The following is a 25,535-nucleotide window of genomic DNA, read 5'->3' on the forward strand; positions in this document are numbered from 1 at the left end:
AGGCCACGCACTGCGGTGAGTGCGTGGGCCTGCCGCGGGTGGGGCATCGGTGTCCTGGCGGGTTACTTGCGGTTGTAGAGGCGCATGGTCAGGGTGCCGAAGACCGCGATGAGGAGGACGGACGCGATCAGCACCCAGGTCAGTTCGCCCACGTCCGGGGTACCGGCCATCAGCGAGCGGACGGCGGCCACCAGACGGGTGATCGGGTTGACGTTGACGAAGACCTGCAGCCAGCCGGGCATCGTGGCCGGGTCGACGTACACGTTGCTGAGGAAGGTCAGCGGGAACAGGACGAGCATGCTCACGCCCATCACCGACTTCTCGCTCCGCATGAGCAGGCCGAACATCGTCCACACCCACGAGAAGGCGAAGGAGAAGCCGAGCAGCAGCACGATCCCGGCCAGCACGCCCGTGACGCCCCCCTGCGGACGGAACCCCAGGGCCAGGCCGACGGCGAGGATGACCGTCGAGGCCAGGGTGTAGCGCAGGACATCGCCGAGCAGGTAGCCCACCATGGTCGAGGGACGCCAGATCGGCAGGGTGCGGAAGCGGTCGAACACCCCCTTCTCGATGTCCTTGTTGACCTCCACCCCGGTGTACATGGTGATCATCACGACGCTGCTGACCATGATGCCGGGCAGCAGGAACTGCAGGTAGTCGGTCGGGGAGCCGGCCAGGGCGCCGCCGAACAGGTACGTGAACATCAGCGTCATCATGAGCGGGAACGCGGTCACGTCGAACAGCTGCTCGGGCACGTGCTTGATCTTCAGGATGGCCCGCCAGCCGAACGTGACCGACGCCGACCATGCGCTGGGCCGAGGCGGCTTCACCCCGGGGGCCAGGACGGTGCCGAGCACGTCGGCGGCGGGGGAGTAGGTCGTGGCGGTCTCGGTGGTGGCGGTCATGCTGCGGCCTCCTGCGCGGTCGCGGACTCGGCGGTCTCGGTGGCGGGGTGGTCGGTGAGGGCGAGGAAGACCTCGTCCAGGCTGGGCTGGCCGAGGGAGAAGTCGTCAACGACGATCCCGGCCTCGGCCAGGCGGGCGAGCGCGCGCGAGGCCTGCTCGGCGGCGGCGGCCTCGCGGCCGTGGCCGGTGATGCGGGCGGTGAGCGACACGGGGTCGGCGTCCAGGTAGACGGGCGCGTCGAGGGTCTGGGACAGCAGCCGTTCGGCTTCGGGACGGGTGGCGGGGTCGCGCAGCCGCACGTGGACCGAGCCCGCGCCGACGGACGACTTGAGCTCGCCCGGCGTGCCCTCGGCGATGACCCTGCCGTGGTCGATGACCGCGATGCGGCCGGCCAGGCGGTCGGCCTCCTCCAGGTACTGGGTGGTGAGCAGCACGGTGGTGCCGTGGGCGACGACGATGCGGACGATGTCCCAGACCTGGTTGCGGCTGCGCGGGTCGAGGCCGGTCGTCGGCTCGTCGAGGAAGAGCAGGTCGGGCGTGTTGAGGATGCTGGCGGCGATGTCGATGCGCCGCCGCATGCCGCCCGAGTACGTCTTGACCTGCCGTCCCGCGGCCTCCGTCAGCCCGAACGCCTCCAGCAGCTGCGCCGCCCGCTCCCGGGCGGCCGGCTTGCGGTGGCCGAGCAGGCGGCCGAGCAGGACCAGGTTCTCGGCGCCGGTCATGTCCTCGTCGACGGAGGCGTACTGGCCGGTCAGGCTGACCCGGCCGCGTACGGCGTCGGCCTCGCGCACCACGTCGTGCCCGAACACGGTGGCCTCGCCGCCGTCCGGCCGCAGCAGCGTGGCCAGCATGCGGACGGCGGTGGTCTTGCCCGCGCCGTTGGGGCCGAGCACGCCGTAGACGGTGCCGGCCGGCACCTCCAGGTCGAGGCCGTCCACGGCGCGGTTGTCGCCGAAGACCTTGACCAGGCCGGAGGTCTGTATCGCCAGGTCTCGCATGGGTGTTCCTCTCATGAGCAGTACGGCTGGGCGCGCCGGGCGTCGCGCAACGCCCGGCCCCACCAGGTGAGCTGGTCGAGCATGGCCGCGACCGCACGCGCGCGGTCGTCGGTGTCGTACGGTTCGCCGCTCCCGGCCACGTCGTCGCCCAGCAGGTCGAGGCCTACCCAGTCGCGCATCGTCACGACGTGCAGGGCGGAGAAGACGGTACGGAGCTGCTCGACCGCGTACAGACCGGAAGATCCCGAGCCGTAGGCGACGAAGCCGGCCGGCTTGGCCTGCCATTCGTCGTAGGCGTAGTCGATGGCCTGCTTGAGCGGGGCCGGGAAGCTGCGGTTGTACTCGGGGGTGACGACGGCGAAGGCGTCGGCCTCGCCGACGGCCGCGGTGAAGCGGCGCATCGAGGGGGTGCTGCGCTCCGGGTAGCGGTCGGGGAAGTCGTAGCCGGCCAGGTCGAGGAGGCTGACCGCCAGGTCGGGACGGTCGCGGGCACGGCCGGCGAACCACTTCGCCACCGTCTCGCCCATCCGCCCGACGCGGGTGCTCGCGATGATCACCGCGAGACGGAGCGGTGCGGCGCTTTCGCCTGCGGTGTCGTCCCTGCCCGTCATCGTCCACCTCCCTCGGCCCGTTCCGGGCTCTCACCAAGGAGGCGCGAGACGGCCGCCAGACGTCCGCTAGACGGGATCTAGCGGGCCGTCAGGCGGCCGGTCTGAGCACGTAGCCGACGCCGCGCAGGGTGTGGATCATCGGACGGCGGTCCGCGTCGATCTTGCGGCGCAGGTAGGAGATGTACAGCTCGACGATGTTGCCCTGGCCGGCGAAGTCGTAGGCCCACACCCGGTCGAGGATGTGCGCCTTGCTGAGCGCGCGTCCCGGATGGCGCATGAGCAGCCGCAGCAGCTCGAACTCGGTCGGCGTGAGCCTGACCTCCTGGCCGGCCCGCCGTACCTGGCGGGTCTCCTGGTCCAGGGTGAGATCGCCGACGGACAGGGCGTCGGCCGAGCGGCGCAGCAGGCCGTGCAGCCTGATCACGACCTCGTCCACGCCGAACGGCCGCATCACGTAGTCGTCGGCGCCCGCGCGCAGTCCGAGCGACGGGTCGGGCAGGGCGTCCGGCGCGGTCAGGAAGAGGACCGGGACGCCGGGCAGCGCGGCCCGCAGCCGGGGCAGGAAGCGGCCGCCGCCCTTGACGTCCAGGACGATCGCCCCCGGACGGAACCCGCGCACGGCCCTGACCGCCTCGCCGCCGCCCAGGCTGCGCACGTCCCAGCGGCGCATCGCGCGGGAGAGGGACGCGCCGAGCGGGCGCTCGTCCACGACGAGGACGGCGTACGAGTCGCGCGCGGCTTCGGGCGCGACGGTCGGACCGGTCGGGTGCATGCCGGAAACGATGCCGGTCGTGCATGAGGTTTGTCTGAGGACCGCTTGTGACACGCATGAGGACCACTTGCGACGCGCACGAGAACGCGCTTGTGACGCGCATGCGGACGCTTTTGTGACGCGCAAAGGCCCGGGGAACAGCGGAAGGGCCCGGCCGCAGCCGAGCCCTTCCCATCCCTTGAAGCGCGATCACCGTTCCTGCCGCTACCCGGAATGTGCGGCTTATCACTCAGCCGAGTCGGTTCTGTGACTAGACCTTGACTGCGGTTGAGGTTCTAGGCTGCCTTTCATGAGCGGAATTCTGGTGACCGGCGCGACCGGCAACGTGGGCAGGCATGTGATCTCTTCCCTGGCGGAGGCCGGACACGAGGTGCGGGCGCTGGTCCGCGACCCGGCCCGGGCGGCGCTCCCGGACGGCGTCGAGCCCGTACGCGGCGACCTGGCCGACCCCGGCAGCCTTGAGCCCGCCCTGCGCGGCGTCGACCGGGTGTACCTGATGTGGCCGGGCATCCCCGTGGATCCCCAGGTGGTGACCACGGTGGCCGGACGGGCCGGGCAGGTCGTGTACCTGTCGGCGGACGTGCCCGACCTGGCGGACGGCGAGCCCGCCACCATCTACCACCAGGAGATCGAACGGCTGATCAGGGCGTCCGGGACGCGGTGGACGTTCGTCCGGGCCATCGACTTCGCCACGAACACGCTGGCCTGGGCCGCCCAGATCCGGCAAGGCGTGGTCCGGCTCCCGTACGGAAAGGCCGCCAGATCGCTGATCCACGAGCGGGACATCGCGGACGTCGTCGCCCACGTGCTCACCACCCTCGGCCACGACGGCGCCAAGTACCTGATCACCGGCCCCGAGTCGATCACCCAGGAGGAGCTGGCGCGGACCGTCGGCGAGGAGATCGGCCGCGAGGTGCGCTGGGAGGACCTGCCGCCGGAGATCGCCCGCGAGCAGCTGACGGCCGCCTGGGGGGATCCGGCGTTCGTCGAGGCCCGGCTCAGGGCGTGGGAGTCGTTCACGCACACCCCGGAACGCGTCACCGGCACGGTGCCGGAGCTGCTGGGCCGGCCCGCGCGGACGTTCCGCTCCTGGGCCCGCGACCACGCCCCCGACTTCCTCGCGACCTGAAGCCCGCGCCCACGCGCCTGACCTGGTCGCAGCCTGGAGCCCGCCTATGCGGTCAGGCTCACCGCCGCGATCGTCTCGCCCAGGTCGTCGAGCAGGTCGGCGACCACCGGGCCGGCCTGCAGCCGCCAGGCGAGCGCCTGCAGGCCGTGTCCCGGCACCGGCACCTCCCGCCCGCCCAGCCTGACCGTCTCCACCTCGGCCGACAGCCGCAGCAGCCCGTAGGCCACCCACCGCTTCGGCCGGGGGAACCAGCGACCCGCGTTGGTGTCGAAACGCCCGTTCTCGTCGGTCAGCCCGTGCTCCTTGAGCACCGAGACGCCCTGGCGGTGGGCCAGCAGGTCGTCGCTGCGCGCGGCGGACATGCTGTCGCCGGCGCGCAGGGCCCAGCGTCCGCGGCGGAACGACAGCAGCCAGACGTCCACCCAGGACAGGCCGAAGCCGTCCAGGCGGGCGAAGGCGGTCGCCGCGATCCGGTCGCCGACGTACAGGGAGGCAGGGGTGAAGCGGAAGCGTCCGCTCAGGTTGCCGGGAAGGGACCTCGGCAGCCCGTGATCGATGAGTCGCAGGCTCTCGACGGCGGGGTTGTACCCAAAATCATGAGTACGTTCCACAGGCTCACCATACACACGGACGGCCCGCATGAGACGCGCGCTTTGTTCCTGATTGGTGAATGATGATGCTCATGGACCGAATTGAAGCTTCTGACCGTCGCCGGGCCCTGGTGCTCGGGGGCGGCGGCGTGGCCGGCATCGCCTGGGCGACCGGCGTGCTGGCCGGGCTGGCCGACGAGGGCGTGGACGTACGGGACGCCGACCTGATCGTGGGCACCTCGGCCGGCTCGGCGGTCGGCGCCCAGGCCCGCAGCCGGCTGACCGTCGAGGAGCTGTTCCAGCGGCAGGTCGATCCCGCGCTGCAGGCCAGGGAGATCCCCGCGGTGTTCGACGCGGCCTCCTTCGCGGCCGCGCTCCAGGGCATCCTGACCGGCGCCCACGACCGGGACGAGCTGCACCGGCGCATCGGCGCCTGGGCGCTGGAGGCCCCCACGGTCGGCGAGCCGGAACGGCGGGCGGCGGTGGCCTCGCGGCTGCCCGAGACCGACTGGCCGGAGCGCCCGCTCGTGCTGGTCGCGCTCGACGCGGCGACCGGAGAGACCCGCCTGTTCGACCGGGCGTCCGGGGTGGGCCTGGTGGACGCGGTGACGGCCAGTTGCGCCGTGCCCGGGGTCTGGCCGCCGGTCACCATCGACGGCCGCCGCTACATCGACGGCGGCGTGCGGTCCAGCGACAACGCCGACCTGGCGGCGGGCTTCGAACGGGTGCTGGTGGTCTCGCCCCAGCCGCCCGGCGCCCCCGCCTCCCCCTGGACGTCGCTCGACCAGGAGGTGGCCCTGCTGTGCAAGGAGGGCTCCGCGGTCGAGGTCGTCAGCCCGGACGAGGGGGCCGTCGCGGCCATGGGCGCCAACCCGCTCGACCCCGCCGTACGGCCACCGGCGGCCCACGCCGGCCGCGAGCAGGGCCGGCGGGTGGCCGCCGTCGTCCACAGCCTGTGGACCTAGCCGGCCACGGCGTCCTTCGGCAGGTCGTCGGGCTGCGCCATCGTGCGCGGCCCGGTGATCACCGAGGTGACCGCCGGGTGCGCGGCGGCGAAGGCGGGGGCTCGGCGGCAGGTGTGACAGGAGCGTCCAGGGGCACCGGAGGCGCATGGGGATGGTGACGGTGTCGTCCTGGCGCGAGCTGGACGACGCGATCAGCGCGGCCGGCCACACCGGAGGCCCGGCCCAGGCGCACTCGACGCTGGTCTTCCGCGGCCTGGCCAAGAGCACGTACTCGCACGTGCACAGCCTGGCGCGGCTGGCGGGCGACTACGCCACCCTAGAAACCCACTTGATACGAAATTTCAGGAAATACGCGCACAGGGCCGCCCCTGGCCCTTCTGTCTGGGACTGGCTGGCTCTCGGCCAGCACCACGGCCTGCCCACCCGCCTCCTGGACTGGACGTTCTCCCCGCTGGTCGCGCTGCACTTCGCCACGGCGTCCTGGCCTGGCGACGACGCCGTGCTGCTGGCCGTCGACTGCGCGGGCGCGCACCGCCTGCTGCCCGAGCCGCTGCGCGAGGTGCTCGACGGCGAGGGCGCGCTGCTGTTCAGCACCGAGATGCTCGCCGAACGCGCCGCCGGTCTGGCCGGCTTCGACGCGCTGGGCCGCGACCGCCCGTTCGTCGCCTTCTTCGAGCCGCCGTCGCTGGACGAGCGCATGGTCAACCAGTCGTCGGTGCTCTCGGCGATGTCGGGGGCGAGGTACCAGCTCGACGACTGGCTGGCCGAGCATCCCGGGCTGTGGCGAGGCTGGTCGATCCCGGCCGGGGTCAAGGTCGAGATCCGGCGGCGGCTCGACCAGGCCGGGATCACCGAACGGGTGCTGCTGCCCGGCCTCGACGGGCTGGCCGAGTGGCTGCGCCGCTACTACTCCCCGGGCAGCGTCGACGTGCCGGCCGGCGGCTCCAGCATGTCCGGGCCCGAGCGCCTCGGCCAGCAGGAGGGCCGCATGAACGACTGACCGCTCACCCGGGCAGCGTGCCGCGCACGGCCTCCTCGGTGCGGCCGATCACGGTGCGCCCGTCGTCGGCGGTGATGATCGGCCGCTGGATCAGGATCGGGTGCGCGGACAGGGCGGCGATCCAGCGCTCGCGGGCGTCCGGGTCGCGCGGCCAGGCGTCGAGGCCCAGCTCGGCCGCGACCGGCTCGCCCGTACGGGTGATGTCCCACGGCTCCAGTCCGAGCCGGGCCAGGACGGCGCGCAGCTCGTCCGGCGACGGCGGGTCCTCCAGGTAGTGGCGGACCCGGTAGCCGGCCGATTCGGCGTCGAGGATCGACAGGGCCGAACGGCACTTGGAGCAGCCGGGGTTGATCCAGATTTCCATGACGCCGAGGTTCTCACGCCGGGACGCCCGGCGCGGGTCAGCCGGCCGATGAGGCCAGCCGGGTCTGCAGGCCGTCGAGCACCCGGTCGAGGCCGTAGCCGAAGTCCTCGTCCCGGACGCGCTCCGGGTCGCCGGACCCCTTGGCCGCGTACTCCGCCCGCATCCACGGGTGGTTCTCGAACGCCTGCTCGGTGATCGGCCGGACGGCGTCGATCCACTCCTGCTCGGTACGGCCGCTGCGGGCCAGCGTCGACAGGTACGCCGCCTCGCTGATGGCCACGCCGATCACGTACGCCAGCACGGTGTTGACCGCCCGGTCGGCCTCGCCGGGGACGAACCCGGCCGAGTGCACCAGCGCCAGCAGGTCCTCCGAGCGCCGCATCACGTTGGGCCCCAGGTTGGTGAGCCCGACCTGGCCGAGCACGGACGCCATCCACGGGTGGCGCAGGATCACCGCCCGCAGGCTGTGGGCGGACGCGGCGAGCCCGTCGCGCCAGCCGCCCGCCTCCTCGACGGACGGCACGCGCAGCTCGCCGTAGACCTCGTCGACGACCAGCTCGATCAGCTCGTCCTTGTTGGCGACGTGGCGGTAGAGGGAGGTCGCGCCCGCGTCGAGCCGGGTGCCGAGGCTGCGCATGCTCAGCGCCTCCAGCCCCTCTTCGTCGAGCAGCTGGACGGCCTCGGACACGATCCGGTCGAGGCTGAGCGCGGGCCGCTCCCGCTGCCGGCGCTGACGGACCCAGACCGAGGGGACAGGCGGCTGCGATGCTGGCATGACCCGAGCCTAGCGCACACTGTACGCATCCGCGAACACCTGCTTGCGTACATCACTTTCGTCTGCGTACAGTGTGCGCATTCCGAGAGCGACGTACGCAAGTCGAAGGGGAGAGACCCATGAACCGCCGCTGGTGGATCCTGGTGGTGTTGTGCCTCAGCACATTGGTGCTGGTCGTGGACAACATGGTGCTGACGGTGGCGGTCCCGCCCCTGGCGGCCGACCTGGGCGCCGACGCCCAGGACCTGCAATGGATCCTCGACTCCTACATCCTGGTCTTCGCCGGCCTGCTGCTGACCGCGGGCAGCCTGTCCGACCGCTACGGCCGCCGCCGGGTGATGATCATCGGCCTGGCCCTCTTCGGCGCCGCGTCCCTGCTGGCCGCCTACGCCGCCGATCCGGCGCAGCTCGTGGCGGCCCGCGCCGCGATGGGCGTCGGCGGCGCGCTGATCATGCCGAGCACGCTGTCGATCCTGATCACCGTGTTCGACGAGGCCGAGCGCCGCAAGGCGATGGCCGTCTGGAGCGCGGTGGCGATGATCGGCATGATCGGCGGCCCGGTCCTGGGCGGCGCGCTGATCGCCTGGTTCTGGTGGGGCGCGGTGTTCCTGATCAACGTGCCGGTCGCGCTGCTCGCCATCGTCGCCTCCCTGCTGCTCATGCCCGAGTCGAAGGGCCCCTGGACGAAGCCCGACCCGCTGGGCGTGATCCTGTCGGCGACCGGCATGTCCGCCCTGGTTTGGACGATCATCGAGCTGCCGAACGGCGTCAACTGGCCGGCCCTGGCCCTCACCGTGCTCTCCCTGGCCGGCTTCGTGATCTGGGAGCTGCGCACGCCGCACCCGATGGTCCCGCTCGCCCTGTTCCGCGACCGCACGTTCAGCGGCGGCAGCTTCTCCCTGACCCTCGTCCAGATCGGCAACGGCGGGCTGCTGCTCGTGCTCACCCAGTACCTGCAGTACGTGCTCGGCTACACGCCCACCGCGGCCGGGCTGGCGTTCCTGCCGATGGCGGTCGCCTCGCTGCTCTTCAACGGCCTGGGCGCGAGCCTCGGCGCCCGGCTCGGCAACCGTCCGATGATCGTCACCGGGCTGCTCGTCTGCGCCGCCGGGTTCGGCCTGCTCGCCATGGTCTCCTCCGGCAGCGGCATCCTGCTCACCGGCACGGCCCTGTTCGTGATGGGCGCGGGCGGCGGACTGGCGATGCCCGCGGCCATCGCCGCGCTGATGGGCACCATCCCGCCCGAGCACGCCGGCGTCGGCTCGGCGCTCAACGACACCATCCAGCAGGCGGGCGCGGCGCTCGGCGTGGCCGTCCTCGGCAGCGTCCTGGCCGGGGCCTACACGCGGGGGATGCCCTCGGGCGCGCCCGAGGCGGCCCGGCGCTCGATCGGCGACGCGCTCGCCCTCGGCGACGCCGGTCTGGCCCAGGTGGCCCGCGAGGCGTTCACCTCGGCCATGTCGGCCGCCTTCGCGATCAGCGCGGCCGGGGTGGTCGCCGCCGCCGTCCTGGCGCTGGTCGTGATGCGCGGCGAACGCAAGCCGGCACAGGAACCGTCCCTGACCGCGACCCACTGAAAGGAAGACCCCCATGCAGGACGCCCCCGTCACGCTTCCGGTCACCCGCCCCGCGGGCTGCCCCTTCGACCCGCCCGCGGGCCTGGCGGAGCTGCGCGGGCAGGCGCCCGTCATCCAGCCGGCCTTCCCCGACGGCACCGCGGCTGTCCACGGGGTGCTCGGTCTCCCGGTGCGGTGGTGACCGCACGGACTATCATCGTGATCATCCTGGCCGGGTACCACTGCGCGTCACCGAGGCGAAAGGACCGCCATGTCCGGGGAGACCAGCAGGCGAGAGCACACCGAGGTCGTCGTCATCGGAGCCGGTCCGGCCGGGCTGACCCTGGCGAGCCTGCTGCGCCAGGCCGGCGTCGAGTGCGTGGTGCTCGAACGGCAGAGCCGCCCGTACGTCGAGCAGCGCCAGCGCGCGGGCATCCTCGACCACCACGGCGCCCGCGTCTTCGAGGAGTGGGGCCTGGCCGACACCGTCCTGGCGGGCATGCCGCAGGAGACCAGGTTCGAGTTCCGCGTCGACGGCGAGCGGCGTTTCCTCGACGTCCCGGCGATCACCGAGGGCCGCACGGGCCGGCTCGTGCCGCAGCAGGTGCTCGTCGGCAGGCTGCTGGCACGCCTCCTCGAATCCGGCGGCGACCTGCGGTTCGAGGCGGCCGAGGTGACCCCGCGCGGCGTCGAGGGGGCCGCGCCGGCGGTCACCTACCGCGACGCCGACGGCGGCACGCACGAGATCGCCTGCTCCTACGTCGCCGGCTGCGACGGCCACCACGGCGTCAGCCGGGCCGCCGTGCCCGCGCACGCCCTCACCACCTACTCCCACGACTACGGCATCGGCTGGCTGACGGTGCTCGCCGACGTCCCGCCGCCGAGCTGCCCGCTGATGGCGATCACGGCCCACGGGTTCGCCGCCCACTTCCCGCGCGGCCCGCGGGCCAGCCGCTTCTACCTCCAGTGCACCCCCGACGCCACCGCCGCCGACTGGCCCGACGAGCGGATCTGGGCCCAGTTGCGGCTGCGCCTGGCCGACGACGGCCTGCCGGACGGCCCGATCGGGGAGAAGGCGTTCGTCGAGATGCGCAGCCACGTCGTCGACCCGATGCGCTACGGCCGGCTCTTCCTGGTCGGCGACGCGGCCCACATCATCACGCCCATGGGCGGCAAGGGCATGAACCTGGCGGTCGCCGACGCCGACGTGCTGGCCCGCGCGCTGCGCGCCGCCCTGCGCGAGGGCGACGAGCAGCCGCTGGCCGCCTACTCGGCCACCTGCCTGGAACGCGTGTGGCACCACCAGGAGTTCTCCCGCTGGATGACGGAGATGACCCACGAGGCCGGCGACGAGACGCTGGCCGGGCCGTTCCGCCGCCGGCTGGCCAGGGCGCGGCTCGACCGGCTGTTCACCTCGGGCCCGGCGGCCCGCGCCTTCGGCGACATGATGGCGGGCGGCTGAAGTTGACTTGAACCGCGGTTCAAGTACGACGATCGTCCCCATGAGGATTCATCACCTGAACTGCGGATCCGTACGGACGATCGAAGCCACCTACGACGGCCCGCCCGCCGCCCCCGCCGTGAACCACTGCCTGCTGGTGGAGACCCCGGCCGACGGGCTCGTGCTGGTCGAGACCGGGCTCGGGCTCGGCGATGTGCGCGACCCGGCCGGCACGCTGGGCGCCGACTGGGTGGCCATGGCCGAGCCCGCGCTGGAGGAGGAGGAGACCGCCGTCCGCCAGGTCGCCCGGCTCGGCTACCGCCCGGACGACGTGCGCCACGTCATCGTCACCCACCTCGACGTCGACCACTGCGGCGGGCTGCCCGACTTCCCCGGCGCGCGGGTGCACCTGCTGGCCGCCGAGCTGGAGGCGGCGCTGTCCGAGGCCCCGAGCTACCGCTACCGCCCGGCCCACTGGGCGCACGGCCCCGACTGGGTCACCTACACCCCGGAGGCGAACGACGACTGGTTCGGCTTCGCCTCGATCAAGCCCGACGGGCTGCCCGAGGACATCAGGCTGGTCCCCCTCGGCGGGCACACCGCCGGGCACACCGGCGTCGCCGTCCGCGAGGGGGACCGCTGGCTGCTGCACTGCGGCGACGCCTACTACTACCACCGCGAGCTGCAGCCGGACCCGCATCCGCACCCGCTGATGGACGTCGTGCAGACCCGCTCGGAGGTCCATCACGACCTGCGGCTCGGCACCCAGGCCCGGCTGCGGGAGCTGGTACGGGACCACGGCGACCAGGTGAGCGTCTTCTCGGCCCACGACCCGTGGGAGCTGGCCGCCGCGGTGGCCGGTTGATCAGACGCGGTCGGCCGCGATGAGCAGGTACTGGAAGCTGCCGTTCTTGTAGGCGTCGAGGAAGGACTGCTCGATGCCCGTGGCCAGGTGGGTGCGGGCGCGCAGCTCCCAGTACGGGATCGTGGCCGGCGTCAGGTCGACCACGCTGACCGGGACCAGCCGGTTGGCCGCCATCTGCTCGAAGTACGTGCTGCGGGGGTGGATGTCGCAGATGTAGTGGGCGTTGATCTGGCTGACCGCCCGGGACGGCAGGCCGTAGGCGTCGTTGTAGCAGCCGGTGACGCAGACGTACCGGCCGCCCCGGCGCAGCAGCCGGGCGTGCTCGGCGAACAGCAGGGACAGCTCGACGTACATGGTGCTCTCGTTGTTCCAGCTGGCCTGGAACGATCCAGTCTCGAAGCCGGTCTCCAGCATGTTGCGGAAGTGGAAGCGCACCTTGTCGTCGACGCCGCGCTTCCTGGCCTGGTCGTTGGCGAAGGCGACCTGCGACTCGGAGATGGACACGCCGTCGACCTCGCAGCCGTACCGCATGTTGACCAGGAGGCTGCTGCCGCCGCGGCCGGAGCCGGCGTCGAGCACCCGGTGGTGGGGTTCGAGCGGGCCGAGATGGCTGATCAGCAGGTCGGCCTGGGCGGTCTCCAGGCGGTGGAGCTCCTTGACGATGCGGTCCTCGCGGGTGTCCTCGGGGCCGTCGAGCACCGTCCAGTTCACCTCGCCGATGCCGTAGTGGTGGTGGTACAGGCCGTCGACGTCGCCCAGGCGCAGGTTGACCGGGTTCTTCTCGGCGTTCCAGTAGCTGGCGACGGAGTGCTGGTAGTGGCTCGTGAGGACGGGGGACTGGGTGTTGACGGTCACCTGGGAAGAGCTCCTTTCCGGCCGGGGGCGGCCGGTCGTCATCAGTGGTAGCGGCTGCTGCTGCCGTGCCATTCGAGGCAACCGGCCATCCAGCCCTGGGCGCCGCGCAGGAATCGCTGCAGTTCCACGGACGGAACGGCGGCGAGCTCGCGCTGGCTGGTCTCGAAGCCTTTGACGAAGTCGTTGTGCAGCGCGACGGCGCGTTCGGTGGCCTCGCGCGTGGAGCACTTCTCCTCGCCCGCGATGAGCAGGACGACGTTGGAGTCGGGCAGCTCGTCGGCCGCCTCCCGCGCGACGGAGTGGAGGTCGTTGACGATGACGCTGGCCGTGCCGGCCTGCATGAGCGCGGTGTGGAAGCGCCGGTCGTAGAACAGGTTGGCGGGCAGCTCGAAGGCGGCGACGACGTCGATGAGGGTCATGGAGGTGTAGAAGCTGTCGTGCTGCCGGGCCGCGAGGTAGCGCCAGACGGGCGGCGGGGTCTCCAGGTAGCGCCAGGCGGCGTAGGCGGTCCAGCTCACGTACATCTGGAAGGTGGTGTTGCAGGCCCGCATGACCTGCGACGGGGTGCCGTGGCGGGACAGGTGGCCGGTGGCCGAGCGCAGGGAGACCAGCACGGGGTCGGCCTCGATCGCCGCTTCGAGCTGCTCGGTGTACACGCCCGCGGGCGGGGGCGGGTCCATGGCCGACATGACGAGCGCGAGGCGCGGCGGCAGCTCGGTGGGGCTCGCGCCGAGCTCGGTCTCGTCGGCGTAGTAGTCGTCGGCCGCCCACCAGGCGGTGTTCATCTGCGCCGCGATCAGCAGCAGGTCGGGGTCGTCGCTGTCGGGGTGGGCGAGCATCGCCAGCCGGCCGAACCCGGTGGCGGCGAACTCGTCCATCCGCCCGGCGTGCAGGCCCACCTTCTCGGCCCACGCCACGAGCCGCCGGTCGACCTCCGCGCCGAGCGCCGGGTCGTCGCGGACCGTCTCGGGGCAGTAGAGCGGCGGGTAGGAGCCGTCGCCCCACTCCCGCTCGACATAGGGGATGGGGGCCGGGAGCTGCCTGGGGGCGGGGGGTGGAGCGGGGATCGGAAGGTGGAGCGCGGAGGTTCCGAGGCCGGTGGGACCGGTCGGGAGCCGCGGGACCGCGGCGTACTGGGGCATGGCGCGCCTCTTCCCTGAGGAGGAGCAGGACATTACCGAAAGTAGTTATTCAGCTACTAAAAGTAGAGTAGCCAATCGGTAATGAGAGCCTTACCCTCCGGCGGGCGCACTCTTCCGCTCAGGGCCTTGTGTGCAGGCCTTCGAAGTCGTCGAGGCTCTTGCGGTAGAAGGCCAGGTCGTCCTCCAGCTTCGCCCGGGTCAGGCGCTGCGGCTCGGTCTCGCGCACGGTCCGGCCCAGGTCGCTCCAGAAGGCGTCCGGCGGCAGCTCGGCGGCCTCCGGCGGGAAGAACTTCAGCGCCTCGGCCAGGGCGTCGGCGGCGAAGCGCCAGCCGGTCGCCACGGCGTCGTACCGCTCGGGGGAGGCCGGGCCGGCGGCGTAGAACAGGCCCTCCTCCAGGGCCCGGCTCGCGTACGTGGTGGCGATCAGCACCCACTGGCCGGGGTCGAGCAGCTCCGACAGGCCGGCGCCGAACGTCGCGCCGGTCTCCCTGGCCGCCCGCTCGGCCTCGACGGGGACCTCGACCTCCACGTCGCCGAGCCGCACCCGCAGGCTCTCGGCGTCCTGGTCGACGGTGGCCTCGCGCGAGGCGCCCGGCGTGCCGGAATGGGCCACCAGGTCGATGTAGACGTACGCCTCGACGAGCGAGCGGCCCAGACCCTGCTCAGGCATACTCACCCGCCAGCGCCTGGTAGGTGTCGCGGACGACCAGCAGCCGGTCGAGCTGGAACCTGCCGGGCTCGGCCGCGCGCACCCCCTGCCCGCGTTCGGACCAGAACCCGTCGTCGGGCACCGCGTCCGCGCCCGCCGGCACGAACTTGACGACCTCCTCCACCGCCGCGGCGGCGATCCTCAGCGTGCGCAGGGCCTCGGCCCGGTCGGCCACCGGCACGTCGCTCGCCGTCAGGTCGGCCACCCACAACCACTCGCCCGCGTCGAGCAGCTCCGACGGCTCGGGGCCGCCGAACGTCGGGAACCCGGCGGGCAGCACCGGACGCTCCGGCAGCCCGAACACGAACTCGCGCGGCGTGCCGCACTCCTCGCACGGGCCGAAGTAGCGGTTGACCAGCTCGCCCTCGACCTCGACCAGCCCGTTGCGCCAGGTTGTGTCGGTGGACCCGCAGGCGCAGGGGTTGAGGTCGAGGTAGAGATGCGCCTCGTCCCTCGTCCGCGCCACCGCGAAAGCCATAGCCGTCCTCTCCTCGGGGTTCCCATGATGCCCGACGTCCCGCCTGTCACACCGCCACCGCCTCGGGGTCGGGCGTCACCAGCGGGGTGTCGTTCAGCCGGAGGCCGCACACGCACGGGCCGTCGTCCGGGCACACGCACTCGGCCGCGGGCTGGTTCCAGCCGGTCGTGTTCGCCAGCACGCGGATCCGGTCCAGGACGGCGGGCCAGTCGCGGGGGCGGCGGCCGTCCGCCAGGGTGGCCAGCTGGGTGGCCACCTGCGGCGGGAGCAGCCGCAGGATCTCCGGGCGGGCCCCGGTGACCAGGTCGAACAGCACGCCCAGGCGGCCCGGACGCTGCCTGGTGTTGGCCACGCGGGCCTGGCGCACGGCCTCGTGCAGCTCGGCCAGCTCCTGGCTGTCGGCGGGCGGCAGGCCCAGCGCGCGGGCGACGGCGGCGGCGGCCGTCCCGGCGGCGGCCCGCTCGTTCGCGCCGACCGTGCGGGCCGGATCCACGTCGTAGGTCAGCACGCCGGGGTCGGGCTCGCCGGCACCGGGCCGCCGGATCTCGACGGTGATGGGCGCGCGGCCGGGCAGCGCGATGTCGAGCAGGCCGGGGCCGTGGATCACGACGCGCCCGCCCATGAGGGCGGCGGCCCGTACGACGGCTCCGGCGGCGGCCGTCTCGGGCAGCGTCGCGTGGCCGCGGATCGCCGTGACGTCAGCGGGCGTGAGGTCGCCCGAGCGGGACAGCTCCGCCAGCCTGGACGGCGCACCTTGCCGGTCGCCGGTCAGCCCCAGCCGCCGGGCCTCCTCCTGGAGCGCCGCCCGTTCGGCGCGCGAGCGGACCGGGCCCGCCTCGGCGACCGCCCGCGCCAGCCCGCGCAGCCGGGCCAGCGCCGCCGCCTCGGCCGGACCGGGCCGCCCGCCCTCGGCGGGACGGGCCTGCGCCGGACGGCCGGTGGCGGGGTCGCCCGCGAGCGCGGCGGCGTGGGCCGCGACGTGCTCGGCGACGGCCGTCGTGGCCTTGGAGCCGGCGTCGGCGGGCACCCGCAGCGTCAGGTGGCCGGGAGCGCTCGACTCGACGGTCACCCCGTCCGCGCCGGGCGCTGCCTCGGCCAGCGTCAGCGTGAACGCGCCGCCGGGGGTGGTCACCGTGAACGTGTCCGCCGGCCCCACCTGCGGGGCGGCGTTGACGGGACCGGCCCCCGGGGTGATGGCGGGCACGCCGGCGATCGCGGCCAGTTTGCCCAGGCCCGGCGGCGAGGTGTCCAGACCGGTGGCCGACCCGCCGCTGAGCAGGCGGGCGATCCGGCTCTGCGGCTCGGGGGCGGCCGGCGCGCGGGGCCCGGTGCCCCACGGCGGGGCCGGCGGGGTGTGGCCGCGCCGGCGGATGTCCTCGGCGACGGCGTCGATCGCCGCCGCCAGGCGCTCGCGCCGGGCCGGGTCGGTGGTGGCGTGCCACTTGTCGGACAGGTGGGCGTGCTCGTCCATGCGGGGGAGCAGGCACAGGTCGGTGCCCTCGGTCTGCTCGCCCTGCGGCGACGTCCTGAGCACGCCCTGCGGCATGCCGGCGGCCGCCGCGGTCGCCGTCTGGACGACGTGCGACAGGTCGTGGACCAGGACCGACGAGACCAGGTCGGGATGCACGCGTCCCCAGATCCGCAGCAGGTGCGGATCCTCGGCCGTGCCGGCGCGCGGCACGGTGAGCGCGTTCAGGCCCTCGCCCGGCTCGCCGACCTCCACGCGGACGTGCTGGTCGGGCGCGCCCGGCACCTGGACGGTCAGGACGTCGTCCCCGGTCCAGCCCACGTGGGCGGCGGCGCCGCCGAGGTCGACGGCGGACAGGGGCTGGCCGCGCAGCTCGTCCAGGCTCAGGTCGGGCACCCCTTCGGGGCGCGACGACCTGCTGAACGGCGTGTTCTCGATCGCGGGGGACGGCATCCCGGCGGCCGGCGTCACGCCCTGCGCCACGCTGCCGCCCACCGGGTTCGTGTGCTCGGCGGTGGCGGGAGCGGGCCAGGCGGGCGCCGGCGCGGGCGCGGGGAGGGCGTTGAGAGTGGCGAGCGCGGCCTGGACCTGCTCGGTGAAGGTGCCGGCCGTGGTCGGGTTCATGAAGACGTCGCGCAGGTCGAGGCCGACGCCGCGGGCCGCGTCCAGCAGGTCGGGCGCGAGGCCGGCGATCGACTCGGCGAAGCCGCCGTCCAGGGTCTCGCTGTACAGCGAGCCGTCCGGCATGACGCGGTAGCGGTGCAGGCCGTCGGCCTCCCGGACCGCCACCCTGGCCACCTCGCCGCGGTCGCGGGCGGCCAGGCGGGCCTCCTGGAGGATCTGGATCGGGTTCTGGTTGTCGGAGGCGGGCACGAAGGTGAACGTCGCGGGCGGCGGGCCGCCGGGACGCGGCGGCCCGAGCCGTACGCCCGCCGCCATGCGCTCGCGCAGCTCCTCGATCTCCTCCCCGAACATGACCACGTCCACCTCGCCGGTCGAGGCGGACGGCAGGTGGACGGGGTCGCCGACCGGGTGCTCGTTGCCGTCGCGCAGCCGCGCCATGTACTGGAAGTCGAGGTCGTAGTCCACCCGGAAGCGGACGGTGTAGAGCTTGCCCTTCTCGAACATGCTGCGCTCGCGGCGCGCCCCGTGGTGGTCGCTGACGCTCTCGGACGTCTGCTCACCGCCCTTGACGCCGCCGTTGACGCCGGTCGACTTGTCCGACCCGTTGACGCCCCAGCCCAGCGGGGTCGTCCGCCCGCGGGAGACGGTCACGTTCTGGGCGTCGGCCTGGCGGTCGACCTGGCCCTTCTCCCCGTCGTACGGCCCGGCCACGATCGTCAGGTCGGACAGGCGGGCGTGGGCGGTGACCGTCGCGCCCTGGTCCTTGAACTTCTGCCTGGACACCGGGACGATCGGCTCGCCGGCGGGGTCCGTCATCCGTTCCAACGCGGTCAGCAGCGCCGACGGCGCCAGCCGCCTGATCAGCTCGGGACGGCGTTCCTGCACCGCCGCCGCGCCCAGCATCTTGGTGAGCTGGGCGGTGACGACCTCGTACAGGCTGGGCTTGGCCGGGTTCTCCCACAGCGCCGCCGGGAAGAAGCCGGGATGCAGCTCGGCCTGCCGGGGGTCGGTGTTCATGACGACCGGCCCCGGATCCTCGGCGACGGGCCTGGTCATGCCGGTCGGGATGCGCCGCACCAGCGTGGCGTCGTAGACGACCGGCGGCGTGGCGCGCGGCTTGCGCTGGAGCTTGTCGGCGGTCCTCTTGGCGCCGGCCGGGATCCTGCCTCCCCGCACGGGACGGCGCTCCACCTCGATGACGACCCGCATCTGCTGCTCCACCTGGGTCAGCCCGTTGAACAGGCCGATCCGCTGCAGCCGCGTGTTCTGGTGGTTGGTGGAGCCCGAGTACCCGCGTCCGCGGTCGGTGGACAGGCCGCCGCCCTGGCCGCCGTTCGGATCGCCGGTGGACGAGTCGAGGCCGGCCGAATAGGACCCGTTGTACGACTCCGAATGCGTCTTGTCGGTGTACCGGTAGTGCTGGACGATCAGACCGGCCTGCGACGTCTGACTGACGAGCCTGGCCGTGCGCGGGTCGCCGACGGGTTCGAGGCGTACCCTGACCGTCACCTCCTCGGCCTGCGTCACCTGCGCGCCCTGCTGGACGTGGTAGCTGCGTTCGAAGCCCCGCGACGACCACATGTCGGCGACGTGGATCACCGCGGCGTCCTCGGAGAAGTCCACGTTCAGCTCTTCGGCGAGGGTGGTGCTCTCGTCCAGCGCCCCGGGCACGGCGTCCTGCACGGCGCTGCGGACCGCGTCGATCACGTCGACCGGGTCGCCGTTCTCGTCCGTCAGGGTCAGCGACTCGGTCGCGCTCGCGCCCACCGACCGGTCGTACGGCGCTGCGAGCACCACGTCCCTGGAGCGTTCGAGCTGCTTGCCGGCGTCGTCCAGGGCCTGGTCGAGCTTCTCCTGCGGGCTTCCCGGGGCGGGGGAGCCGAGCCCGGAGACCTCCTTGAGCTTGGTCAGCAGGGCCTGCGGGGTGTGGCGCTCGGTGTACTCGTTGGTGACCCCCGACTGCGCCATGTCCTTGACGTAGCGCTGCACCAGCGGGACCGCGATGCTCCGGTCGAGGGTCAGGCTGCCGTTGAGGAACCGTTCGACCGCGTCGCCGACCAGGTGGAGCGGCAGGTCGAGGTCGCCTTCCCCGTACATCAGCAGCGCGTCGTCCTCGGCGACCGCGAACAGCGCGGTGCCGGAGACGGTCTCCGTCCTGGACCCGCTGACGGTGATGCGCTCGCCGGTCGGCACCCCGTGCTCGGCGCTTTCTGAGCCGGTCAGGGTGAGATCGACGGTGCTGCGCAGCATGTAGTGGCGGCCGAAGTTGATCAGCAGTTCCTCGCTGCCCCAGATGTCCAGGAGCGAGGTGGACTCGGACGTGCCGCCGGACCGGGAGGGCAGCGAGAGCGAGCCGCCGTCGTTGGTCGTGCCGCCGTCGTCGAGGTCGGAGGCGCTCGTCGACATCCCCGCGGACAGACCGGACGAGCCGCCCCACGAGATCCCCGCGCTGCCGAGCCCGAACTTGATCTTGCCGGTGACGTGGTCGACGACGCCCACCACCTCGGTCTCGCCGATCTCGCCGGACACCGACAGCGACGAGCGCGTGGGGCCGCCGTTCGGCCGGATCGCGCCGTCCGTGGTGAAGGGCCGGTTCAGCAGCTTCGGATGGCCGACCAGGTTGCGCACGTTCAGGAACGTCATGAGGTGCTGGAGGGCCACGGAGTCGGCGGTCGTGCCGCGTGGCAGCACCTGGCGGGCCGCGTCCAGGGGACGGCCGACGTCCACGTGCAGCAACTGTGCGATGGACCTGAGCTTCGGGGACATCCGCCCGATCGGCGCGGGCGGCGTCTCCTTCGTCGACGGGAGCAGGTCGGCGGCGAAGACGAGCTGGGCCGAGCCCTCGGTGGTCGCGATCGTCGTCGTCGTGCCGTTGTGCAGCAGGTTGGCGGTCATATGGTGGCCCAGCTTCAGGATCGCGACCGGGCCGTTGCTCTCCTCCAGGGTCACGATGTTGGTCGTGCCGCCGGCGCTGGAGCCCGCCGTACGGGTGCGGTTGCCGCCGCCGTTGACGCCGACCTCGTGCTTGAGGCCGTCCTGGCCCTCGTTCGGGCCGTCGCTCTCGCTGACCGACGCGCCGCCGCTGTACGTCCTGGACCTGTTGATGCCGCGGGCCGAGGTGTCGGAGCCGATGTCGAGGTTGACCACCGTCTGGGTGTCGGTGTGACCGACGTAGGTCACGTCGTCGAAGTCCTGCTGCAGCGACAGGTGCAGCATGTAGTGCTCGGGGGCGGCGTTGAGACCGTGCAGCGTCAGGTCGAGGACGATGCCGTCCTGGGCCAGGGAGTCGTAGGCGGCGCGGATCCGCTGCTCCGACAGTTGCTCCATGAGCTCCTGCCGGTTGAGGATCTGGCTGGCGCGGGCGAGCTTGTTGGCGGAGTACTCCGGCACGCCGTTCACGACCTTGGGGATGACCCCCCGCTCGGCCAGCTCCTCCAGGACCTTCTCCCGGAACTCCGCCAGGCCCTCGATCTCCTCCACCAGCGCCGGGCCCGCGCCGCGCATCTTCCCCGGCCCCTCGCCCAGCCATACGGGCAGCTCCGGCTTGCGGCCGGGCGGCGGGGCGGGGTCGGGGTCGCCGCGCAGGACCGGCTCGCCGTTGGCGTCGGTGACCGGCTGCCCGTTCTTGCGGACCAGCGCGGCGCTGTCCACGGGCAGGCCGAACCTGAAGGCGGCCTTCTCGCGCATGTCGGCCAGCGCCGTGCTGCGCACCGGCGTCAACGTGACGGGCGGCTCACCGAACCGCTCCACGGTAAACGTGGTGACCACCACGAGCCGGTAGCTCTGCTTGGGGTGGGTCATGCGGCGCACGCTGGGGTGGATCGCCTGCTTGTTGGCCGTGGCCGAGTACGACCGCGACGCCCCTCTCGCCCCGTTGGCCTTGGGGCCGATCGCGGGCTGGTACCCGCCGAGATCCACGGCCGCCAGCCCGGGGGCGTTGAACCCGGCCGAGGCGTTGCCTTCGAGCGAGGCGCCCGAGGACGCGCTCGAAGGTGTCGCGACGAAGTCGACCAGCACCTCCTCCTCCCACTCCTCGGAGGTCGAGCCGCCGACCGGCTCGGAGAGCTCCACCACGACCCGGCTCTCGGCGCGTACCCGGACCTGCGGTTCGCCGTCCTTGGTGAAGACGCGCTCCAGCCCCTCGTTGACCGCGGTCCGCAGGCTGTGGGGCAGGTTGTGGGTGACGAACCCGCGCAGCGCGTCGCGGGCCGGGGTGCCGACCTCGGCGTAGTCGCCGCCGAGCACGTCCGCGAGCATGTCGACGGCGCCTTCCAGGTCGCTCATGCTCTGGACGACGACGTTGGGCATCTCCGTGCGGCGCTTGGCCCTGTCGATCCACTCCAGCTTGCGCGGCGGCTGGTCGGTGGCGGAGTGCGAGAACCACAGCCGCTGGCTCGAGAAGTCGCCGGGAGCGCCGGAGTCGACCGTGACGGCGCCCCGCCAGTTCTCGTCCTGGCCGGTGCGGATCTCGGCCGTCCAGGTGGCGGCGGCGTCGAACAGCAGCGACTCGCTCCGGTTGTCGGTGACCGAGCCCGTCTGGGCGAACATGCCGGCTCCGCCGCCGTTCGACCAGTTGCGCCCGATCGAGGCGCCGAGGCCGACGCCCAGCAGTTCCGTCATCATCCTGGCCACGTGGTCCTCGGGCAGGAACTGGGCCAGGACGCCGGTGTTGAAGCCCATCGACAGCCCGCCGCTGCCCGCCTGGCTGACCGAGGCCGTACGGCCGGCCTGGTGGAACAGGCCCACCATCATCTCCGACCCCTTGATGGCCGGATCGAGCACCTCGACCAGGTCGGCGAGCGTCAGCTTGATGCGCACCTCGGCCGCCTTGCCGTGGTGCCCCACCTGCACGACGAGGCCGTCGGCGGAGACGGCCTTGTGGAAGTCCGCCCGGATCGCCCCCTCCAGCTCGTGCGTCGTGAACCTGTGGCCGATGCCGTTGTCGGCCAGCAGGTCGTTGACGGCGGTGGTGAGGGCGGACACGTGGGCCAGCCGGCCCGTCGGCTGGGCCGCGGCCAGGTTGATCTCCTGAGGCAGCGCGGCGGCCAGCGCGTCCAGGTACGCGGCGTGCTGCTGCAGGACCTGGTCGGCCAGCCGCGCGGCGACGGGCCGCATGCCGACCGGCCCGGCGGGCGCGCTCGGGTTCTCGATCTCGTTCAGCGCCGTGAGCAGCTGCTGGTACGTCTGCCGGGTCCGGGTCGCCTCGCGCAGCGCGACCTCGTACGCGTCGGCGATCCTGGTGTGCCGTTCCCGGGTGGCGCGATGGGTGCGGCTCTCCTGCCGCGCCTTGCGCGCTCGCTCCGCGTGGCCCTGGTCGTGCTGCCGATCAGCCTTCCGCGCCTCCTGCCGCGCCTTGCGGATCGCCTCCTTGGCCTCCTCGGCGCTCTTCCGCTTCGCCGCGATCTGCTCCTGGAGCGCCTGCTCGGCCCGCTTGAGCGCGTCGATGACGGCCGGCAGCTCCTCGCGCGCCGGGCGGCCCTGCGGCACCGGCGGCGCGTGCGTGGGCCGGACCCCCGGCTTGGGGGCCCACGGCGGCAGCGGCGGGGTGTGGCCGCGCTCGGTGAGCTGGCGGGACACGCCGTCGATGTCGAGGGCGAGCAGCCGCTGCTCCTGCGGCGTCTGCGCGGCGTGCCACTGCTCGGCCAGGAAGCCCAGCTCGTTGAGCTGGGCCTGGGCGCACATGTCCTGCGTGGGCTCGCTGGTCGCCGCCTTGCGGCGCAGGAAGCCGCGCCGCTTGGGGGTGGCGTCCTCCTGGAGCTTCTGCAGGGTGTCGGTGATCTCGTGCAGCCAGACCCGGGAGACCTGGCTCGGGTTCATGCCGGGGGCGAAGTGCACGACGTGGGCGTGCTGGGCGTCCGCGCCGGTCGAGAGCTCGGTCTCGCCCATGAGCCCCTCGGTCATCTCGCCGACGACCGGGCGGAAGTGGTGGGTGCCGTTGTTCCTGGTCCGGACGACGAGCGTGCCGTCGGCCGACCACGTGATGTCCTGTACATCCTGGTTGAGGAAGTGGGACGGCCGCAGGGCGTCGGCGCCCTCCTCGACCTCGTCGGGCTGCAGCGAGGTGCCCGGCCGGGCATTGGGGACGTGCCGGGTGCCAGGGACCGGCCTCGACGTGACCGTGCCCGGCCTGCTCGTGGCGGGCTGCCGGGTCTCGCCCGTCTCCTGGGCCAGCAGCACCAGCGCGGTGGCCTCGGCCTGCAGCTCGTCGGCGTCGGTGACCTCGTCGGCGCGGGTGTCCAGGGCGGCGCGCACGCGTCTCATGGTGGCGGCGCGGATCACCCGTACGCTGCCGTCGGGGGAGGGGATGAGGAGGTCGCCGTTCGGGCCGACGACCGCGCCGGGGAAGTCCACGGTGAGCGAGTTCATCAGCGCGTTACGGGCCCGGACGGTCGCCAGGACGGGCGTGGGTGTCGGCGCGTCGTCGGGGGCGGCGGCCGACGTGGTGGCGGGGGTGTCGTCGTTCTGCGGGGCAACCGCTCCCTGCTGGTCGCCCTGCTGGTCACCCTGCTGCGCGATCGGCCCCTGCCGGTTGTCCTGCTGCGGGTTCTGCTGGGTGTCCGGCTGGTCGTCCTGCTGGGTGTCCGGCTGGGCGTCCTGCTGTGCGTTCTGCTGGCTGTCCTGCTGTGCGTTCTGCTGGGTGTCCGGCTGGGCCGCCGGGGCGGGCTGGGCGTCCTGCTGGGTGGCCGGTTGCTGCTGGTCGTCCTGAGCCTGCTGGTCGTCCTGAGCCTGCTGGTCGTCCAGGGCCTGGGAGTCGTCCTGGGACTGGGGGGCGGCGGCGGCTTGGGGAGCCGGGGCGGAGCTGCTCTTCGCCTTCGGGTCCGGGGTCTGCTGCGTCGTGTCGGAGCCCGCCGCGGAGTCGTCGGTGGTGTCGTCGGTCGAGTTCTCGTTCGTCTCGGCCCGGGGCTCGCGGTCATTGCTCTGCCGGTCGTCCCGCGAGGTGGAGCCGCGGCGCGGGCCGGCGTCGGAGTCGGGGGCCGAGGTGGCGGGCGTGCCGCGCCTGACGTCGTCGTTCTGGCTGGAGGAGGGGGCGCCGGCGTGCGCCGCCCCGGCGGGGACGACGGGCCCGCCGCCCACGGGGGCCGGGCTGCCGGCCGGCGGGTTCCCGCCCCCGGCGTTGGGGTCGACGCCACCCGCGCGGGCGGCGTCGGTACGGGCCGCGGTGTCGTAGGCCGAGGCCAGGGCGGTGACCGGGTTGGCCAGCGTCGTGTACACCTCGGGGTTGAACGGGCTGATCGACCCGGTACGCCCCGCGCCGCCCATGAAACCGCCCATGATGGAGTCGGCCGTGAACGGGTTGTCCCACTGGCCGTACACCAGGCCGTTGGCGAAGAAGCTGCCGACCGGGGAGGCGATCGTGTTGGTCAGGCCGGTGGTCATCGCGCGGCCGGGGAAGCCCGGCATGTGCCGGGTGAGGCGGGAGACGGGCCCGGACAGCGCGGTGCCGGCGAGCGCGCCGCCGCCGGCGCCGATGATCGCCGCCTGGGACTTCTTCCAGTCCCATTCCTTCCTGGTGCCCATCTGGATCTGCTGGTACTGGGCGCCGGCGTCGATGAAGAACTCTTCGCCGATCTCCTCGATCAGCTCTTTGCCGATCGCGGAGCCGAGCAGCCGGCTGAGGAGGCCGCGCCCGGTGGCGCCGCTGAGCGCGGTCACCCGGGCCAGCTTGCCGGCGCCCACCTCCCTGGCGCCGATCATGGCGAGCCGGACCAGGATCCGGCTGATGGCCGCGCGGCCCGCGGCCGCGTACGGCCCGATGATCGCCGTCGCGGAGCCGGCGGTGAAGAAGGCGGCGAAGAGCGCGATGGCGATGGCGACGACCGTGACCCAGAACGCCACGTTGACCGACAACTTGGAGTACTGGGTCTCGACCGCGAAGTTCTCCGACTGGCCCAGGTAGTCCTGCGACTTGCCGGCCGCGCCCGCCATGCCGGCCCCGTGGCCGTACAGGTACTTGGCGCGGGAGACGAAGTCGGCGCTGGCCGGCGAGGACCAGCCGGTCGCCACGGTGCGCACGGCCGAGCCGGCGCGCGGCGCGGTGCCGATCGCGCCGGCGGCGAGCGCGTGGTAGGCGTGGGCGAGCTTGGACATCCCGCTCTCGCTCGCCTCCGGCCACTTCTGACCGGCCGACAACATCGGGATCAACCAGTTGACCACCCAGTCGGGCAGCACCTCGGTCTCCCAGACCGGCTCCACGTCCCGGTCGATGCGGACCGGGGGCTGGATGGTGGGCACACCCGACGAACCGTGGGAAGTCGGCCCCTGGGGACCGGTGGCGCTGTGCGTCACGC

At 73.0% G+C, this 25,535-nt stretch carries 18 protein-coding genes and 1 pseudogene; 7 read left to right on the forward strand and 12 right to left on the reverse strand.

Going from position 1 to position 25,535, the window contains the following annotated elements:
* Positions 1 to 62: 62 nt before the first annotated feature.
* From ABT158_RS34650 to ABT158_RS34665, 4 genes are all read right to left on the reverse strand, one after another.
* Positions 63 to 905 (reverse strand): ABC transporter permease, encoded by an 843-nt coding sequence (locus ABT158_RS34650; RefSeq protein ID WP_352360798.1) that lies wholly within the window; start codon positions 903 to 905, stop codon positions 63 to 65.
* Positions 902 to 1,903, reverse strand: a complete 1,002-nt coding sequence (locus ABT158_RS34655; protein ID WP_352360800.1) for an ATP-binding cassette domain-containing protein — start codon at positions 1,901 to 1,903, stop codon at positions 902 to 904. Before ABT158_RS34655 ends, ABT158_RS34650 begins: the two co-directional genes overlap by 4 nt.
* 11 nt (positions 1,904 to 1,914) lie before the next feature.
* Positions 1,915 to 2,514: an NADPH-dependent FMN reductase gene (locus ABT158_RS34660; protein WP_352360802.1), complete on the reverse strand. Its 600-nt coding sequence runs from the start codon at positions 2,512 to 2,514 to the stop codon at positions 1,915 to 1,917.
* Positions 2,515 to 2,602: 88 nt separating this feature from the next.
* Positions 2,603 to 3,286, reverse strand: a complete 684-nt coding sequence (locus tag ABT158_RS34665; RefSeq protein WP_352360804.1) for a response regulator transcription factor — start codon at positions 3,284 to 3,286, stop codon at positions 2,603 to 2,605.
* Positions 3,287 to 3,575: 289 nt separating this feature from the next.
* On the opposite strand from ABT158_RS34665, the gene ABT158_RS34670 reads away from it, so the two are divergent.
* Positions 3,576 to 4,415, forward strand: coding sequence for an NmrA family NAD(P)-binding protein (locus ABT158_RS34670; RefSeq protein ID WP_352360806.1), 840 nt, complete (start codon positions 3,576 to 3,578; stop codon positions 4,413 to 4,415).
* A 44-nt stretch (positions 4,416 to 4,459) separates the two neighbouring features.
* Here the strand turns inward: ABT158_RS34670 and ABT158_RS34675 are convergent, their stop codons facing one another.
* Positions 4,460 to 5,026 (reverse strand): hypothetical protein, encoded by a 567-nt coding sequence (locus ABT158_RS34675; protein ID WP_352360808.1) that lies wholly within the window; start codon positions 5,024 to 5,026, stop codon positions 4,460 to 4,462.
* Between the two features lie 71 nt (positions 5,027 to 5,097).
* Here ABT158_RS34675 and ABT158_RS34680 point away from each other — a divergent pair, with 71 nt between their 5' ends.
* Entirely contained in the window at positions 5,098 to 5,970 is an 873-nt protein-coding gene (locus ABT158_RS34680; RefSeq protein ID WP_352360810.1) for a patatin-like phospholipase family protein, read from the forward strand.
* Positions 5,971 to 6,115: 145 nt separating this feature from the next.
* Complete coding sequence (locus ABT158_RS34685; protein ID WP_352360812.1) at positions 6,116 to 6,970, forward strand: FRG domain-containing protein; 855 nt, start codon at positions 6,116 to 6,118, stop codon at positions 6,968 to 6,970.
* A 4-nt stretch (positions 6,971 to 6,974) separates the two neighbouring features.
* Here ABT158_RS34685 and ABT158_RS34690 read toward each other — a convergent pair whose 3' ends face one another.
* Entirely contained in the window at positions 6,975 to 7,334 is a 360-nt protein-coding gene (locus ABT158_RS34690) for an arsenate reductase family protein (protein ID WP_352360814.1), read from the reverse strand.
* A 37-nt stretch (positions 7,335 to 7,371) separates the two neighbouring features.
* The gene (locus tag ABT158_RS34695) at positions 7,372 to 8,109 is read right to left on the reverse strand and encodes a TetR/AcrR family transcriptional regulator (protein WP_352360816.1); all 738 of its coding nucleotides are present in this window, start codon (positions 8,107 to 8,109) and stop codon (positions 7,372 to 7,374) included.
* A 119-nt stretch (positions 8,110 to 8,228) separates the two neighbouring features.
* Between ABT158_RS34695 and ABT158_RS34700 the strand changes: the two genes are divergently transcribed.
* From ABT158_RS34700 to ABT158_RS34715, 4 genes and pseudogenes are all read left to right on the forward strand, one after another.
* Complete coding sequence (locus ABT158_RS34700) at positions 8,229 to 9,686, forward strand: MFS transporter (protein ID WP_352360818.1); 1,458 nt, start codon at positions 8,229 to 8,231, stop codon at positions 9,684 to 9,686.
* A gap of 13 nt (positions 9,687 to 9,699) precedes the next feature.
* Positions 9,700 to 9,867 (forward strand): hypothetical protein, encoded by a 168-nt coding sequence (locus ABT158_RS34705; protein ID WP_352360820.1) that lies wholly within the window; start codon positions 9,700 to 9,702, stop codon positions 9,865 to 9,867.
* A gap of 42 nt (positions 9,868 to 9,909) precedes the next feature.
* Positions 9,910 to 11,127 (forward strand): annotated as a pseudogene (locus tag ABT158_RS34710) (4-hydroxybenzoate 3-monooxygenase); the annotation flags it as partial.
* Between the two features lie 40 nt (positions 11,128 to 11,167).
* The gene (locus ABT158_RS34715) at positions 11,168 to 11,971 is read left to right on the forward strand and encodes an MBL fold metallo-hydrolase (protein WP_352360822.1); all 804 of its coding nucleotides are present in this window, start codon (positions 11,168 to 11,170) and stop codon (positions 11,969 to 11,971) included.
* On the opposite strand, the gene ABT158_RS34720 is transcribed toward ABT158_RS34715, so the two are convergent.
* From ABT158_RS34720 to ABT158_RS34740, 5 genes are all read right to left on the reverse strand, one after another.
* Positions 11,972 to 12,868: a geranyl diphosphate 2-C-methyltransferase gene (locus ABT158_RS34720; RefSeq protein WP_502911592.1), complete on the reverse strand. Its 897-nt coding sequence runs from the start codon at positions 12,866 to 12,868 to the stop codon at positions 11,972 to 11,974.
* Entirely contained in the window at positions 12,868 to 13,968 is a 1,101-nt protein-coding gene (locus ABT158_RS34725) for a family 2 encapsulin nanocompartment cargo protein terpene cyclase (RefSeq protein ID WP_352360826.1), read from the reverse strand. Before ABT158_RS34725 ends, ABT158_RS34720 begins: the two co-directional genes overlap by 1 nt.
* A 118-nt stretch (positions 13,969 to 14,086) precedes the next feature.
* Positions 14,087 to 14,638 carry a hypothetical protein gene (locus ABT158_RS34730; RefSeq protein ID WP_352360828.1) on the reverse strand — a complete coding sequence of 184 codons (552 nt, stop codon included), beginning with the start codon at positions 14,636 to 14,638 and terminating at the stop codon, positions 14,087 to 14,089.
* Complete coding sequence (locus ABT158_RS34735; protein ID WP_352360830.1) at positions 14,631 to 15,155, reverse strand: hypothetical protein; 525 nt, start codon at positions 15,153 to 15,155, stop codon at positions 14,631 to 14,633. The genes ABT158_RS34730 and ABT158_RS34735 overlap by 8 nt, the downstream gene beginning before the upstream one ends.
* 46 nt (positions 15,156 to 15,201) lie before the next feature.
* Complete coding sequence (locus tag ABT158_RS34740) at positions 15,202 to 25,479, reverse strand: WXG100-like domain-containing protein (protein WP_352360832.1); 10,278 nt, start codon at positions 25,477 to 25,479, stop codon at positions 15,202 to 15,204.
* Positions 25,480 to 25,535: the final 56 nt, after the last annotated feature.

Source organism: Nonomuraea sp. NPDC001636, from assembly GCF_040298265.1.
Classification (GTDB): domain Bacteria; phylum Actinomycetota; class Actinomycetes; order Streptosporangiales; family Streptosporangiaceae; genus Nonomuraea.

Coding starts and splice junctions, on each gene's coding strand:
- ABT158_RS34685 (WP_352360812.1), top strand. CDS start 6,116: ATGGGGATGGTGACGGTGTCGTCCTGGCGCGAGCTGGACGACGCGATC.
- ABT158_RS34735 (WP_352360830.1), bottom strand. CDS start 15,155: ATGGCTTTCGCGGTGGCGCGGACGAGGGACGAGGCGCATCTCTACCTC.
- ABT158_RS34715 (WP_352360822.1), top strand. CDS start 11,168: ATGAGGATTCATCACCTGAACTGCGGATCCGTACGGACGATCGAAGCC.
- ABT158_RS34690 (WP_352360814.1), bottom strand. CDS start 7,334: ATGGAAATCTGGATCAACCCCGGCTGCTCCAAGTGCCGTTCGGCCCTG.
- ABT158_RS34650 (WP_352360798.1), bottom strand. CDS start 905: ATGACCGCCACCACCGAGACCGCCACGACCTACTCCCCCGCCGCCGAC.
- ABT158_RS34655 (WP_352360800.1), bottom strand. CDS start 1,903: ATGCGAGACCTGGCGATACAGACCTCCGGCCTGGTCAAGGTCTTCGGC.
- ABT158_RS34720 (WP_502911592.1), bottom strand. CDS start 12,868: ATGACGACCGGCCGCCCCCGGCCGGAAAGGAGCTCTTCCCAGGTGACC.
- ABT158_RS34660 (WP_352360802.1), bottom strand. CDS start 2,514: ATGACGGGCAGGGACGACACCGCAGGCGAAAGCGCCGCACCGCTCCGT.
- ABT158_RS34725 (WP_352360826.1), bottom strand. CDS start 13,968: ATGCCCCAGTACGCCGCGGTCCCGCGGCTCCCGACCGGTCCCACCGGC.
- ABT158_RS34695 (WP_352360816.1), bottom strand. CDS start 8,109: ATGCCAGCATCGCAGCCGCCTGTCCCCTCGGTCTGGGTCCGTCAGCGC.
- ABT158_RS34705 (WP_352360820.1), top strand. CDS start 9,700: ATGCAGGACGCCCCCGTCACGCTTCCGGTCACCCGCCCCGCGGGCTGC.
- ABT158_RS34670 (WP_352360806.1), top strand. CDS start 3,576: ATGAGCGGAATTCTGGTGACCGGCGCGACCGGCAACGTGGGCAGGCAT.
- ABT158_RS34665 (WP_352360804.1), bottom strand. CDS start 3,286: ATGCACCCGACCGGTCCGACCGTCGCGCCCGAAGCCGCGCGCGACTCG.
- ABT158_RS34730 (WP_352360828.1), bottom strand. CDS start 14,638: ATGCCTGAGCAGGGTCTGGGCCGCTCGCTCGTCGAGGCGTACGTCTAC.
- ABT158_RS34680 (WP_352360810.1), top strand. CDS start 5,098: ATGGACCGAATTGAAGCTTCTGACCGTCGCCGGGCCCTGGTGCTCGGG.
- ABT158_RS34700 (WP_352360818.1), top strand. CDS start 8,229: ATGAACCGCCGCTGGTGGATCCTGGTGGTGTTGTGCCTCAGCACATTG.